This window comes from Streptomyces adustus, assembly GCF_009377175.1.
Taxonomy (GTDB): domain Bacteria; phylum Actinomycetota; class Actinomycetes; order Streptomycetales; family Streptomycetaceae; genus Streptomyces; species Streptomyces adustus.
In genome coordinates, this window is record NZ_VJZD01000263.1 from 1 (window position 1) to 12964 (window position 12964).

Genomic DNA, 12964 nt, shown 5'->3' on the forward strand with positions numbered 1-12964 from the left:
CCGCAAGGCGAAGGGGTCGAAGAACCGGGCCAAGGCCCGTATCAGGGTCGCGCGTCAGCACGCCCGTGCGGCGGACCGGCGCCGGGACTGGCACCACAAAACTTCCACGAAGATCATCCGTGAGACCTGTGAGAATCGGCGGGTGCTGCCTCGGGCTGCGGCCTGACCCGCGTGAGAACGGACCGTGGTGTCTTGGTTTGGATCTGTCGGTCGTTGGCTCGGGGCGGCGCTTGCTGTCACCGGGCCGGCGGGACGTGTCCCGATAGGGGCCTTGCCGTGAACAGGGCGCCGTCACAGTTTTGACCGCCCCGACCGGTCCGGTGTCGGCCATCCGACGCTCCAACGGACAGGAGACGGACCGACCATGGCCAGTATGCCCACCCGCGCGCACGCCAGCGCGCCGCACCCTGATGACGGCGAGGTCATCCTCGGCGTCGACACTCACAAGGACACGCACGTCGCCGCTGTACTCACGCCTCTCGGCGCGATCCTGGCCACCGATGCGTTCCCCGCCACCTCGGCCGGCTACTGCGAACTGCTGGACTGGGCAGGACTCTTCGGCAGACTGGCCCGTGCCGGCGTCGAAGGCACGGGATCCTACGGTGCGGCTCTGACACGGCACCTGCTCTCCCACGGCATCCAGGTCTTCGACGTCAACCGGCCCGACAAGACCGCCCGGCGCCAGCAGGGCAAGACCGACACCGTCGATGCCCAAGCGGCCGCGCGGGCTGTCATCTCCGGCAGAGCCACCGCCCAGGCCAAGAGTGGCGACGGGCCGGTGCAGATCGCGCGCATGTACAAACTGGCCAAGGACTCCGCCATCAAGGCCCGCACACAGGCCATCAACCAGCTCAAAGCCGTTGTGGTGTCCGCCGATCCCGCCCTGCGCGAGCACCTGGCGCCTTTGACCAACCCGGCGCTGATACGCGCCTGTGCTGATATGGCATGGGCCGACGCCTACCTGGTCCGTGACGATGTCCTGGAGGCCACGCTGATCACGCTCCAGCTGCTGGCCGAGCGTATTCAGCAATTGACGGCCCAGGTCAACGAGCTGAAGCGACGCTTGGCCGCCATCGTCCAGGCCCATGCCCCACAGCTGGTGGAGCGGATAGGTGTCGGTCCGGACAGTGCTGTCACCCTTTTGATCACCGCCGGTGACAACCCCGAACGTCTGGCCGACGAAGCGTCCTTCGCGGCGCTGTGCGGGGCCAGTCCGGTCGAGCGCTCGTCGGGCAAACAGCAACGCAGACGCCTTAATCGCGGCGGCGACCGACAGGCGAATGCGGCCCTCTACCGCATCGTGCAAAGCCGCCTGCGCTGGGATCCGCGCACCCAGGCCTACCTCAAACGACGGACCAGCGAGGGCAAGACCCGGCGTGAAGTGATCAGATGCCTCAAACGCTATGTTGCCCGCGAGATCTTCTCGCTCCTGCCACGAACCGAGCCCACACCGATCAGCCCATGACGACTTGACAGTCATAGGGGCGTCCAAGCGGTGTACGTGGAGGACCTTGCGGTGTCCGGTCTCGCGCGCACCCGGCTCGCCAAGTCCGTACACGACGCCGGATGGTCCGCGTTCGTGAACATGCTGGAGTACAAGGCCGCCAGGCACGGCCGATACTTCGGCAGGATCGGACGCTTCGAGCCCACCTCTCAGGTGTGCTCGGCCTGCGGGATCAAGGACGGCCCCAAGCCCCTGCACGTGCGCGAGTGGACCTGTCAGGCGTGCGGGACCGTCCACGACCGCGACGTCAACGCCGCACGCAACATCCTGGCCGCCGGACGGGCGGACAGGCCAAACGCCTGTGGAGCGCCGGTAAGACGGGCACACGTGCCCGCACAGCGCGGTGAAGCAGGAAGCCACCAGAAGGGCCAGACGGCCCAGGCTGCAATCCCCGCCCGTTAGGGCGGGGAGCACGTCAATCCTCCTCGATTCGCTCCGCAGCGACACCGGCATCCTCGGACCCTTCGTCGGCCTCCGCCCCGAACCACTGGGGTACCACCCCGGTGCGAAACCACCGGGGCACCCGGTTTCGTGGTCTCCGGTCCGGCCAGGTGACCCGACAGGAGAGGCTCCGTCATGTCCGTCAACCTTCCCGTGGTCTTCATCCACGGACTCTGGCTGCACAGCACCTCGTGGCAGCCGTGGATCGACCTGTTCCGCGAGGAGGGCTACGAGCCGTCCGCGCCCGGCTGGCCAGGCGACCCTGACACGGTCGAGGAAGCACGCCAGAACCCGGAGAGCATCGCCGGTCACGGCATCGACGACGTCGTCGAGCACTACGCGGCGCTGATCGCGGACCTGCCCGAGCGACCCGTCGTGATCGGTCACTCCTTCGGCGGGATGATCGCGCAGAAGCTGCTCGGCCAGGACCGCGCGGCCGCGGCGGTCGCCATCGACGCCGCGCAGATCAAGGGCGTACTGCCGCTGCCGCTGTCCGCGCTGAAGGCGACGTTCCCCGTCTTCAAGAACCCGGCCAACAAGAACCGTTCGGTGTCGCTGACCGCGGAGCAGTTCCGGTTCGCGTTCGGCAACGCCGTATCCGAGGAGGAGTCGGCCGCCCTGTACGAGCGCTGGACCATCCCGGCGCCGGGCAAGCCGCTGTACGAGGCCGCCTCCGCCAACTTCAACCCGCACTCGCCGGCCAAGGTCGACACGCAGAACAACAGCCGCGGCCCGCTGCTGCTGATCTCCGGCGGCAAGGACCACACAGTGCCGGAGACCGTCACCCGGGCCACCCTCAAGCAGTACCGGCACTCCGACGCCGTCACCGACATCCTCAACTTCCCCGACCGTGGGCATTCCTTGACGATCGACAGCGGCTGGCGCGAGGTCGCGGGCACCGTCCTCGGCTGGCTGCGGAAGCAGGGGCTGGAGAGCGGGCGATGAGCTCCCCGCACTCGCCGGCGGCCGGGGCGTCCGGTGACGGCGCGGGCCTGGCCGGGCGGACCGTCGTGGTCACCGGTGCCGGGCGCGGCATCGGGCTGGCCGTCGTGGAGGCCTTCCTCGCGGCGGGCTCTCGTGTCGTGGCGGGGTCGCGCAAGCGCACCGACGCCCTCGAGGAGTTGGTGAAGCAGGGGGCCGAGCTCACCGTCGTGGAGGCCGATCTGGCGACCCGTGAGGGTCCGGCGGCGCTGATCGCCGAGGCGGTCGCGGTCCACGGCGGTATCGACGTCCTGGTGAACAACGTAGGGGCGGTGCAGCCGCGAGTGGACGGCTTCCTGGGGGTGACGGACGAGGACTGGGAGTGGACGCTGACGCTCAACCTCCTGTCCGCCGTCCGCGCCACCCGGGCCGCCCTGCCGCATCTGCTGGCCACCAGCGGGGGAAGTGTCGTCACCGTCTCCTCGGTCAACGCGCGGCTGCCGGACCCGCTGGTCATCGACTACGGCGCGGCGAAGGCGGCGCTGACCAACTTCTGCAAGGCCCTGTCCAAGGAGGTGGGGCCGCGCGGGGTGCGGGTGAACACCATCGGCCCCGGGCCGGTGGAGACGGCGCTGTGGCAGGGGGCCGGCGGTGTCGCCGACACGGTCGGCCGGTCCCAGGGCGTCGATCCCCGGGAAGTGGCCCGGGGCGCGGCGGCCCAGTCGCTGACCGGCCGCTTCACTCGGCCGTCCGAGGTCGCCGAACTCGTCGTCTACCTGGCGAGTTCCCGCGCGGCGAACATCACCGGCGCCGACTTCGTCATCGACGGCGGTCTCGTCGAGTCCCTCTGACCGACCTGCCCGGCGCCGCGGTCATCTGCCCCGGCGCTGTCCGCTTCCCCTCCGCGTGCCTTGGAGAGATCACTTGACCGACCTGACGCCGCGCTTCCCGGGCGGCTTACGACGACGTCGGGGACGGGAATGACGGGCCCGTCCTTTCCGGCCTTCGGCCGAGGACCGGAACTCGAGCCGTTCTGGTTCCTCGGCGGCCGGGCGAGGATCCTCATTCCCGGAGGCATGACCGACTTCAGGTTCAGCCTCATGGAGTTCGTCCATGCGGTGGGCCACGGGCCTCCGCATCACGTGCACGAGGACGAGGACGCAGTCTGGTTCGTCCTCGAGGGCGAGGTGGCCTTCTTCGTCGGCGACCGGCGCCACGACCTGGTGGCCGGGCAGGTCGCGTACGGGCCGCGCGGCGTCCCGCACAGCTATCTGGTGCGCTCGCCCGAAGGGGCGCGGATCGGGGTGCTGTTCAGCCCGGCCTGCATCGAGGAGTTCTTCCGGGCCAACGGCGTCCCGGTCGCCGACACCGGCGGCCTGCCTCCGGAGTTCGATCAGGCCATGGTCATGGCCTCCTCGGGTCCCTTCCACCTACGGGTCACCGGCACCCCGCCGTCCTGACACACCGCACCACCCCCCGTCACAGCGCAGACAGGCAAGCAGGCACACGAGTCGAGGAGATGGTCATGACAGGCATCGCACCCGTCGGATCGGGCGAGGGCCGGACGCGCAGCAGAAGGCTGATGCTCTCGGCCGTCATGGCCGGGACGCTGCTCGCGGTCCCGGCGCTGTCCGGCGCCGCACCCGCCGGCTCGGCGTCCACGGCGAAGGCCGTGACGACGTCGGCCAAGGCGAACACGCCGAAGCCGACCGTGGTCCTGGTCCACGGCGCGTTCGCGGACTCGTCCAGCTGGAACGCGGTCACCGCACGGCTCGAACGCCAGGGGTACCCGGTCATCGGTGTCGCCAACCCGCTGCGCGGCCTGGCCGACGACTCCGCCTACCTCTCCAGCATCCTCGACACCGTCCCCGGACCGGTCGTCCTCGTCGGCCACTCCTACGGTGGCGCCGTCATCACCGACGCCGCCACCGGCCACTCCAACGTCAAGGCCCTCGTCTACGTTGCCGCCTTCGCCCCCGACCAGGGCGAGACCGGCCTGTCGATCCTCGGGCAGTACCCCGGCAGCCGACTCCCACCGGCGCTCGCCGTACGCCCCTACCCCGGCGGACAGGACGCCTACGTCAACCCCGCCGACTTCCGTCAGGTCTTCGCGGCCGACGTACCCGCCGGCAAGGCCCGCCTCATGGCCGCCGGGCAGCGGCCGGTGTCACTGGCCGCCTTCGCCGAACCCAGCACCGCCCCCGCATGGAAGTCCGTCCCGTCCTGGTTCCTGGTCGCGGGCTCCGACCGGGCCATCCCGCCCGCCGCCGAACAGGCCATGGCCCATCGCGCGGGCTCCCACACCCAGGTGATCCAGGGCGCCTCCCACGCAGTCCTCGTCTCGCACCCCGACGCCACCGCACACATCATCGAGGCAGCCGCACACGCCACCTCCTGACACCACGGCGGTGGCTTCGGTCCGCGCCGGCCGGTCCCGCGCTCGTCCGGTTCTCCGGGCACAGCGCGTCCGGTTCGTCGAGCACAGCAGCCGATCCGCGAAAGGAACGACCATGTGCTTCCCATCCGGCCCGGTCCGGGTGCGTCCTCGCGGCGCTCTCGCCGACCAACGGCAGCGACGGCGATGACCGACACCCGCGGTCACGCCCCCTGCCGGGACTGCTTCTCGCCCTGACCGTCGGCACCGAGCTGGTCGACGCCGTCAGCCATCTCGCGCAGGGCCATGTCTTCGTCACGAACATAACCGGCAGCATCGTCTGCTGTGCGCGGTGACGGCCCAACGGCTGCGCCGACACGACACGGCTGAGCGCTGGGGCTGATCCGGCCTCCCTCCGGCCCTCCTCCGTGGCGCCATCACCTCGCCGTCACGTCCACGGCCAGGTCTCGCACGCCGGTGGTTCCCGCACCGCCGACGTCACACCTCCACCTCACCGTCCCGGCGCCGTACCACGCCGTTCCACCGAACCTTCGAAGGGGAACCGACATGCCGTACATCACCGTCGGCCAGGAGAACCTCACCGACATCGAGCTGTACTACGAGGACCACGGGAGCGGCCGGCCGGTCGTGCTGATCCACGGCTATCCGTTGGACGGCCACTCCTGGGAGAAGCAGGTTCCGGCCCTGCTCGACGCCGGCCACCGGGTCATCGCCTACGACCGGCGCGGCTTCGGCCGGTCGTCGCAGCCGACGACGGGTTACGACTACGACACCTTCGCCGCCGATCTCAACACGCTGCTGACCGAACTGGACCTCACCGACGCGGTGCTGGTCGGGTTCTCCATGGGTACCGGCGAGGTCGGCCGATATCTGGGCACCTACGGTTCGCAGCGCATCGCCAAGGCCGCCTTCCTGGCCTCCCTCGAACCCTTCCTACTCAAGACCGACGACAACCCGGCAGGCGTCGACAAGGGTGTCTTCGACGGCATCCTGGAGGCGGTCACCAAGGACCGTTACGCCTACTTCACCGGCTTCTACGAGGCGTTCTACAACCTCGACGAGACGCTCGGCAAGCGGATCAGCGAGGAGGCCGTGCGGGCCAGCTGGAATGTGGCGGCGGGCGCTTCGGCGCATGCGTCGGTGGCCTGCGTGCCCACCTGGATCACGGACTTCCGTGCCGACGTCCCCAAGATCGACGTACCGACGCTGATCCTGCACGGAACCGGCGACCGGATCCTGCCGATCGACTCCACCGGGCGGCCCTTCCACGCCCTTCTGCCCTCGGCCGAGTACGTCGAGATCGAGGGCGCCCCGCACGGCCTGTTGTGGACGCACGCCGACGAGGTCAACGCCGCGCTGCTCGCGTTCCTCAGCCAGTAGTCGCACCGCTGTCGGCCACTCCCCGGAGAACCGGCCGTGTCTCGGTGCGGGCCGCCGCGGCTCCCCCCGCGGCGGCCCGCACCGGGACCGGCCCACCGGCGCCCTCGGCCGGATCACGGCAGCCGCCCGCCCTCCGGATCCTGCCTCGGCGCGGGCTCTCCACTCGCTCCATCCCTTTTCACCAGAGGACCACGCCATGTCCAGCGGAATCATCGGAGCCGCAGCCGGAACCGACGCGACCTCCATGGCAGGCCGCGCGACAGGTCCGCACGAGCATCGGACCGCACGCGAGGGGCACCTGCTGACCCTCCTGGCGGTCGATCACGCCAAACCGCTCCTCGCCTACGTCGACCGCATGCTGAGTGACCGTCACATGGCGGAGGACATCGTGCAGGAGACCCTCATACGCGCCTGGCGCCGCTCCGAGCAGCTCCTCGACAACGACGGGTCGTTACGCGGCTGGCTGCTCACCGTGGCCCGGCACCTGGCGATCGACCGCATCCGCAGCGCCTACGCCCGCCACGAGTCGCACGGCGCGGAACACCGAGACGTGATCCAGGACGACCACGCCGACGCCGTGGCGACCTCGATCGACGCCATGGCCCTGTTGCGCCAGCTCTCGCCGGAGCACCAGGACGTCCTCGTGCACACCTACCTGCACGACCGGAGTGTGCTGGAGACCGCCCGGATCCTGGGCATTCCCGTGGGCACCGTCAAGTCCCGCCAGCACTACGCCCTGCGCCGGCTCCGCGACCGGATGCGCACCGGTGCGGCGGCCGAGTCCACGGCCGAGGCGACAGTCGCCTCCGGCCGCGTCCCCGCACCCCGCGGCATCCCCTCACCCTTCCGAACCGGCTCTCCACTCGCTCGGTGAGACGCCGTACGCCGCCCGGAACGCCCGGCTGAAATGGGCGGCGTCCGTGAAACCCCAACGGCGTGCCACCGCGGCGACGGTGGGGGTGAGCGGGGAGCGGCGGGACAGTTCGCCGCGGCACGCGTCCAGCCGGCGTCGCTGGATCCAGCGGGACGCGGTGGTCGACTCGTTCTCGAAGAGCTTGTGGAGGTAGCGGACCGATATGCGGTGTTCGCGGGCGATGACGGCCAACGACAGGCCGGGGTCCGCGAGATGACGGTCGATGAAGGCCTTGATGCGCAGCAGGAGCGCGAGGCCGCCCCCGGGAGTGTCCTGGGCGTCGCGGCCGAGCCGTTCGGCGAGAAATGCTCCGACGAGGTCCACGGCATGGGCCGCCAGCGTCTCGCCCGCCGCGGCGGGCAGGTCGGGAGCGTTGTCGACCAGGTTCCGCAGGAACGGCAGGACCACCCGGCCGAGCCCGTCGTCGTGGCACAGCACGGTCGCCGTGACGCGCTGAAGGTCCGCCTCGGGCTGCGGGAGCAGGGGGCGGGGCACCAGCAGCACCTGCATCCGGAAGCGCTGCGGGAAACGTAGCGTGTAGGGCCGGGTCGTGTCGTACAACGCCACGTCGTCCGGGCGCAGTTGTGCGCTCCGGCCGTCCTGGTCCACGTGCGCGCGGCCGCTGCGCTGGAGGCCGACGTACACGAAGCCGGAAGTGTCCCGGGCGATCAGCCGCGGGGTGCGGTCGACCCGGCCGCGATCGCAGTCGACGGTGGTCGCCTGGAGCGGTCCGAGCAGGTCGGTGCTGATCGTCCCACTGAAGGGCTCGTCCTCGGGAAGGGTGATCCGCAGCGGGACGAAGGTGCGGAAGACCTCTTCCTGCCAGTGCTCCAGACGCGCACTGCCGGGCTTCGACCGCACCGAGAACACAACGCTCATGCCTGCTTTCCCAAGGTTCACGACGTGGGCGTCGACGGGCGGCGCCCCGCGCCTGGACGTCCGCAGACTCTCGGCGTCCTTATGCAGTATCGGTGTCCGTGATGTTCGCGGGCCCGCGTTTTCGGTCAGTGGCCGCCCCTCGGCGAGTGCACGATGCGCACAGCATCGGTGCGCGGTGGGCAAAGGCACTCGTCGACCCGTTTCCTAGGGTGCGTTGTGCAGCGGCCCGACAGGCGGGCCCCGATCGGGGAGAGACGCGGATGCCTTCCTGCGGCGAACCGCCGGAGCCCGTACTGGAGCCGGTGGTCCGGCGTTCACCCGCACCGCCTCCCCCGTCGGATTGAGCGTGCCAGTGCCGCGGCAGGCAACGTTCGCTCCGTCGCGACGCCACGAAAGGAAGTCTCATGGTGTGGTCCGGCATGTGCCACGACTGCGGGCCGCCGATCATCGGACGCCTCCCCGAGCGTGAGGCGATCGGCAGCCTTGTCGCGTCGGTCCGTGACGGTTTCGGCGGGGTTCTCGTGCTCAACGGTGACGCGGGGGTCGGCAAGTCCCGGCTTCTGCAGTACGCCGCCGAGAACGCCCAGGACCTGACCGTCGTCAGGCTGGTCGGTGTGGAGGCCGAGACCCGACTGGGCTACGGGGCCCTGCACCGGCTCCTGCGGCCCCATCTCGGCCGGCTGCCCGCGCTGCCGCAACGGCAACGCGACGCCCTGAACGCCGCGTTCGGGCTGACCGACGCCGCGCCGTCCGACCGCCATCTGGTCGCACTGGCCGCGTTGACGCTTCTCTCCGCCGCGGCCGCGGCGACACCGATGCTGTGCCTGGTCGACGACGTGCAGTGGCTGGACCGCGAGTCCGCGGAGACCTTGGCGTTCGTCGGCCGGCGGCTGTACGCGGACTGCCTGGGGCTCCTCTTCGCCGGCCGGGACGGCGGCGGCGACCTCGACGTCTTCGGCGCTCTGCCCGCACTGCGGGTGGAGGGGCTCCCGGACGCCGAGGCCAAGGCACTGCTGAGCGCCGGGGTGGCCGGACACCTGGACCGGGCCGTCGCCGAGCGGCTCGTCGCCGGCACCGGAGGCAACCCGCTTGCCCTGCTCGAACTGGCCGAGAACCTCGCCGCGGAACAACTGGCCGGCGTGGCGGCGCTGCCCGAGCCGCTGCCGGTGAACCGGCAGCTGGAGCTGCACTTCCGGCAGACGGCGGCGCTGCTGCCCGCGGACACCCGGACCCTGCTGCTGCTCATGGCCGCGACGCCGACGGACGACCAGGCCGCGCTGTGGCGTGCCGCCGGCGCCCTGAAATTATCGGCACGGTCGGCCCTGCCCGCGGTCGGTGCCGGGATCCTCACCCGCGGGACCACCGTCGCCTTCCGCCACCCGCTGATCCGGTCGGCGGTCCACGCGGCCGCGTCCGGCGAGGAGCGGCGGCGGATCCAGGCGGCGCTGGCCGCCACGAGCTCCCCCGAACGCCGGGCCTGGCACCGGGCCGAGGCGACCGACGGACCGGACGACACCGTGGCGGCGGAGCTCGAAGCCGCCTCCGAGCTCGCCCAGGCCCGTGGCGGGTACTCCGAACAGGCTCTGATCCTCACCCGGGCGGCGGAGCTGACCGCGCATCCGGGCAAGCGGGCCGAGCGCTACCTCCACGCGGCGACGGCCCACCTCACCTCCGGCAATCTGACGCAGGTGCGGACGCTGATCGAACTCGCCACCCCCGACCTCGCCGGGCCCGCGGCCCGGGTCCACGCGACACGGCTGCGGGCATCGGTCGAGATGATCAGCTCCCGCCCACGCGAGGTGCCCGCGATGCTGCTGGAGGCGGTGGCCGACCTTCGCGCCCACGATCCGACGGCGAGCTGGGACCTGCTGCGCGAAGCGGTCCAGGCCACCATCATCGGCGGCCGGATGATCACCGGGACGACACCCCGCGAGGTCGCCAAGGCCGCCGTCGACGCCTGGCGCGACGGCGAACGGCCAGCCTGGAGCCCCGATCCGCTCATGGCCGCCCTGGCTCGCTCCATCGCCTACGGCTACGCCGAGGGGGCCCCGGCCCTGGCCGCGGCCCTCGCCCGGCTGCGCGCCGCCGACGAGCTCCAGGAGCAGGACGCATTCAGCGTCATGGTCAGCATCGCGGGCGACGAACTGTGGGACATCGAGGCCAAGCGGGAACTGCTCGAGAAGCTGGTAGCGGCGGACCGCGCCCGCGGAGCGCTCTACGGTCTCAGTCTGGCGCTGCTCGCGCTCGCCAAGGCGGAGATCTGGGACGGCCGCTTCGCCGCCGCCGAGAGCTGCTACAACGAGGCGGACGACTACCTGAGCGCGACCGGATACTTCAGGTCGGGCGACTTCCACAAGATCCTGCTCTACGCCTGGACCGGGCAGGAGGCCGAACTGCGGGCAGCGGCGGCCACGATGCGCGCCATGGCCCAGGAACACGGGACCGGAGTGACGTACCGGTGGGCAGGCCAGGCCCTGAGCATCTTCGAGATCGGCAGCGGCCGCTACCAGGAGGCGCTCGACGCCCAGCTCGACATGTTCGACGATCACCCGGTGGCCCTCGGCGACATGAATCTGGCCGGAATGGTCGAGGCCGGGCTGCGAGCCGGTGACCGCAAGGCGGCCGCCATGGCCATGGAACGCCTGCAGGAGCGCGCGCCGCTGGCCGGTACACCGTGGGCGCTGGGGCTGCTCGCCCGCTGCCAGGCCCTGATGAGCGAGGACGACGAGGCCGAGCAGCTGTACAAGGAGTCGATCACGCACCTCGAGAAGGTCCCGGTGGCCGTGGAACTGGCCTGGTCGCGCCTGCTGTTCGGCGAGTGGCTGCGCCGCCGCAAGCGCCGTGCCGACGCCCGGGTCCAGCTGCGGACCGCCTACGAGTCCTTCGAGTCGTGGGGAGCCGCGCCCTTCGCCGAGCGGGCCCGGGTGGAGCTGCAGGCCACCGGGGAGACGGCACGCAGACGGACGGCCGACACCCAGTTCGACCTCACCGCGCAGGAACGTCATGTGGCGGCGCTGGCCGCGTCGGGGCTGACGAACACAGAGATGGCCACTCGGTTGTTCGTCACCACATCGACGATCGAATTCCATCTGAGCAAGGTGTTCCGCAAGCTCGGGATCACATCGCGCAAGCAGATACAGGACAAGCTGAGCGGAGCCGATCCCGGCGAACGGCCGCCGCCGGGGCGGTGACGGACCTGAAGGCACCGGCCTCGGCCGGGGTGGCTCCCCGGTGCGAGTGGAACGTCGGCCGCTGTGGAATGTGACGGATCGGCACCACCGTGCCGGTGGGGCGACACGAGTGCCAGGAGGCGGCAATGACGAGGTCCGGAGCACAGGGGATGGCGGATCACGCGGGCATCCCGCTCATCCACGGCCGGCCGCGGGTCAACGGGGTCGACCTGCACTATGCGACGGGCGGCAGCGGCGAGGCGGTCGTCCTGATCCACGGTGTGCCGAAGACCATGTTCTTCTGGCGCCACATCATCCCCCTGCTCACGCCGCACCACACGGTCGTCGCCGTGGACCTGCGGGGCTTCGGCGGTTCCGGACGTCCGGCCACCGGCTACGACACACAGACCCTGGCGGCCGACATCGCCGCGCTCATGGCGACGCTGGGACACGACCGGTACCGCGTGGTCGGTGAGGACTGGGGTGCCGCGGTCGCCTACGCCGTGGCGGCCTTCCACCGGCCTCACGTCCGTCAACTCGTCTTCCAGGAGACGAGGTTGCCCGGCCTTCCGGCGCCGGACCTCGGACCGCTCGACGCCGAGGACCCCCGCAACGGCTGGCACCGCACCTTCTTCGGCCTGCCGCACTACCCCGAGTTGCTGATGGCCGGCCGGGAGCGTGCCTTCTGGACATACTTCATGCGGCGGATCATGTGGGACCCGAGTGCGTACACGGATGCCGACGAGGAGGAGTACACCCGGGGGCTCGAAGAACCGGGCGGCAGCCATGCGGTGTTCGAGCTGTACCGTGCGACCGAGACCGACGCCGCCCAGAACCGTCCCCAGTTCGCCCTCCCGCTGGAGTGCCCGGTCCTCGCCGTGGGAGGGCGCGCCTATCTCGCCGCGGAGCCCGGGGAGCAGATGGCGCGGGTGGCGGCGAAGGTCACTCCCGTGGTGATCGAGCGGTCGGGGCACAACATTCCTTTGGAGGCGCCTGGCGAACTCGCGCGCTGCTACCTCCACTTCTTCGCGACCGCCGATGGCTGACGTCGGGCCCCCGTCTCGTGATGCGGGCCCGGTCCGTACGACGGCCGGCCGTGGGCGGTGATGCCCACGGCCGGCCGAGTGCTGCGAGCATCAGGGCTTGTTGAGGAAGTTCTCGAGGAGGTTGGTCATGTCGCCGGGGCACGCCTCTCGGATCTTGACGTGCTCCCCGCCCTAACGGGCGGGGATTGCAGCCTGGGCCGTCTGGCCCTTCTGGTGGCTTCCTGCTTCACCGCGCTGTGCGGGCACGTGTGCCCGTCTTACCGGCGCTCCACAGGCGTTTAGCCTGTCCGCCCGTCCGGCGGCCAGGATGTTGCG

General features: G+C 70.8%; 10 protein-coding genes and 2 pseudogenes. 11 read left to right on the forward strand and 1 reads right to left on the reverse strand.

Annotation, left to right across the window (positions count from 1 at the left end; genetic code table 11):
- The 9 genes and pseudogenes from FNH09_RS49195 to FNH09_RS38705 form a co-directional block, all read left to right on the forward strand.
- Positions 1–124: pseudogene (locus FNH09_RS49195) on the forward strand (RNA-guided endonuclease TnpB family protein); the annotation flags it as partial.
- A gap of 249 nt (positions 125–373) precedes the next feature.
- Complete coding sequence (locus FNH09_RS38665; protein ID WP_152894559.1) at positions 374–1465, forward strand: IS110 family RNA-guided transposase; 1092 nt, start codon at positions 374–376, stop codon at positions 1463–1465.
- 24 nt (positions 1466–1489) lie between these two features.
- A pseudogene (locus FNH09_RS38670) lies at positions 1490–1906 on the forward strand (RNA-guided endonuclease InsQ/TnpB family protein); the annotation flags it as partial.
- A gap of 174 nt (positions 1907–2080) precedes the next feature.
- On the forward strand, positions 2081–2890 hold the full coding sequence (locus FNH09_RS38675; RefSeq protein WP_152894552.1) for an alpha/beta hydrolase: 810 nt from the start codon (positions 2081–2083) through the stop codon (positions 2888–2890).
- Positions 2887–3717 carry an SDR family NAD(P)-dependent oxidoreductase gene (locus tag FNH09_RS38680; protein WP_152894553.1) on the forward strand — a complete coding sequence of 277 codons (831 nt, stop codon included), beginning with the start codon at positions 2887–2889 and terminating at the stop codon, positions 3715–3717. The genes FNH09_RS38675 and FNH09_RS38680 overlap by 4 nt, the downstream gene beginning before the upstream one ends.
- Positions 3718–3942: 225 nt before the next feature.
- Entirely contained in the window at positions 3943–4326 is a 384-nt protein-coding gene (locus tag FNH09_RS38685; RefSeq protein WP_238427366.1) for a cupin domain-containing protein, read from the forward strand.
- 65 nt (positions 4327–4391) lie between these two features.
- Positions 4392–5264, forward strand: coding sequence for an alpha/beta fold hydrolase (locus FNH09_RS38690; protein ID WP_202919846.1), 873 nt, complete (start codon positions 4392–4394; stop codon positions 5262–5264).
- 543 nt (positions 5265–5807) lie between these two features.
- Complete coding sequence (locus FNH09_RS38700) at positions 5808–6641, forward strand: alpha/beta fold hydrolase (protein WP_152894555.1); 834 nt, start codon at positions 5808–5810, stop codon at positions 6639–6641.
- A gap of 196 nt (positions 6642–6837) precedes the next feature.
- On the forward strand, positions 6838–7515 hold the full coding sequence (locus FNH09_RS38705; protein ID WP_238427367.1) for a sigma-70 family RNA polymerase sigma factor: 678 nt from the start codon (positions 6838–6840) through the stop codon (positions 7513–7515).
- Here FNH09_RS38705 and FNH09_RS38710 read toward each other — a convergent pair.
- Positions 7480–8433, reverse strand: a complete 954-nt coding sequence (locus FNH09_RS38710) for an AraC-like ligand-binding domain-containing protein (protein WP_152894556.1) — start codon at positions 8431–8433, stop codon at positions 7480–7482. The two genes, FNH09_RS38705 and FNH09_RS38710, sit on opposite strands and share 36 nt — an antisense overlap.
- Before the next feature lie 404 nt (positions 8434–8837).
- Here FNH09_RS38710 and FNH09_RS38715 point away from each other — a divergent pair, with 404 nt between their 5' ends.
- Together FNH09_RS38715 and FNH09_RS38720 are read left to right on the forward strand one after the other, a co-directional pair.
- Positions 8838–11624, forward strand: coding sequence for an AAA family ATPase (locus FNH09_RS38715; protein ID WP_152894557.1), 2787 nt, complete (start codon positions 8838–8840; stop codon positions 11622–11624).
- 125 nt (positions 11625–11749) lie between these two features.
- Positions 11750–12649, forward strand: coding sequence for an alpha/beta fold hydrolase (locus FNH09_RS38720; RefSeq protein ID WP_152894558.1), 900 nt, complete (start codon positions 11750–11752; stop codon positions 12647–12649).
- Positions 12650–12964 lie beyond the last annotated feature (315 nt).

What these genes read in the sequence shown, in the direction of transcription:
- FNH09_RS38675 (WP_152894552.1), top strand. Translation starts at nt 2,081, where the DNA reads ATGTCCGTCAACCTTCCCGTGGTCTTCATCCACGGACTCTGGCTGCAC.
- FNH09_RS38710 (WP_152894556.1), bottom strand. Translation starts at nt 8,433, where the DNA reads ATGAGCGTTGTGTTCTCGGTGCGGTCGAAGCCCGGCAGTGCGCGTCTG.
- FNH09_RS38685 (WP_238427366.1), top strand. Translation starts at nt 3,943, where the DNA reads ATGACCGACTTCAGGTTCAGCCTCATGGAGTTCGTCCATGCGGTGGGC.
- FNH09_RS38690 (WP_202919846.1), top strand. Translation starts at nt 4,392, where the DNA reads ATGACAGGCATCGCACCCGTCGGATCGGGCGAGGGCCGGACGCGCAGC.
- FNH09_RS38715 (WP_152894557.1), top strand. Translation starts at nt 8,838, where the DNA reads ATGGTGTGGTCCGGCATGTGCCACGACTGCGGGCCGCCGATCATCGGA.
- FNH09_RS38700 (WP_152894555.1), top strand. Translation starts at nt 5,808, where the DNA reads ATGCCGTACATCACCGTCGGCCAGGAGAACCTCACCGACATCGAGCTG.
- FNH09_RS38720 (WP_152894558.1), top strand. Translation starts at nt 11,750, where the DNA reads ATGACGAGGTCCGGAGCACAGGGGATGGCGGATCACGCGGGCATCCCG.
- FNH09_RS38705 (WP_238427367.1), top strand. Translation starts at nt 6,838, where the DNA reads ATGTCCAGCGGAATCATCGGAGCCGCAGCCGGAACCGACGCGACCTCC.
- FNH09_RS38680 (WP_152894553.1), top strand. Translation starts at nt 2,887, where the DNA reads ATGAGCTCCCCGCACTCGCCGGCGGCCGGGGCGTCCGGTGACGGCGCG.
- FNH09_RS38665 (WP_152894559.1), top strand. Translation starts at nt 374, where the DNA reads ATGCCCACCCGCGCGCACGCCAGCGCGCCGCACCCTGATGACGGCGAG.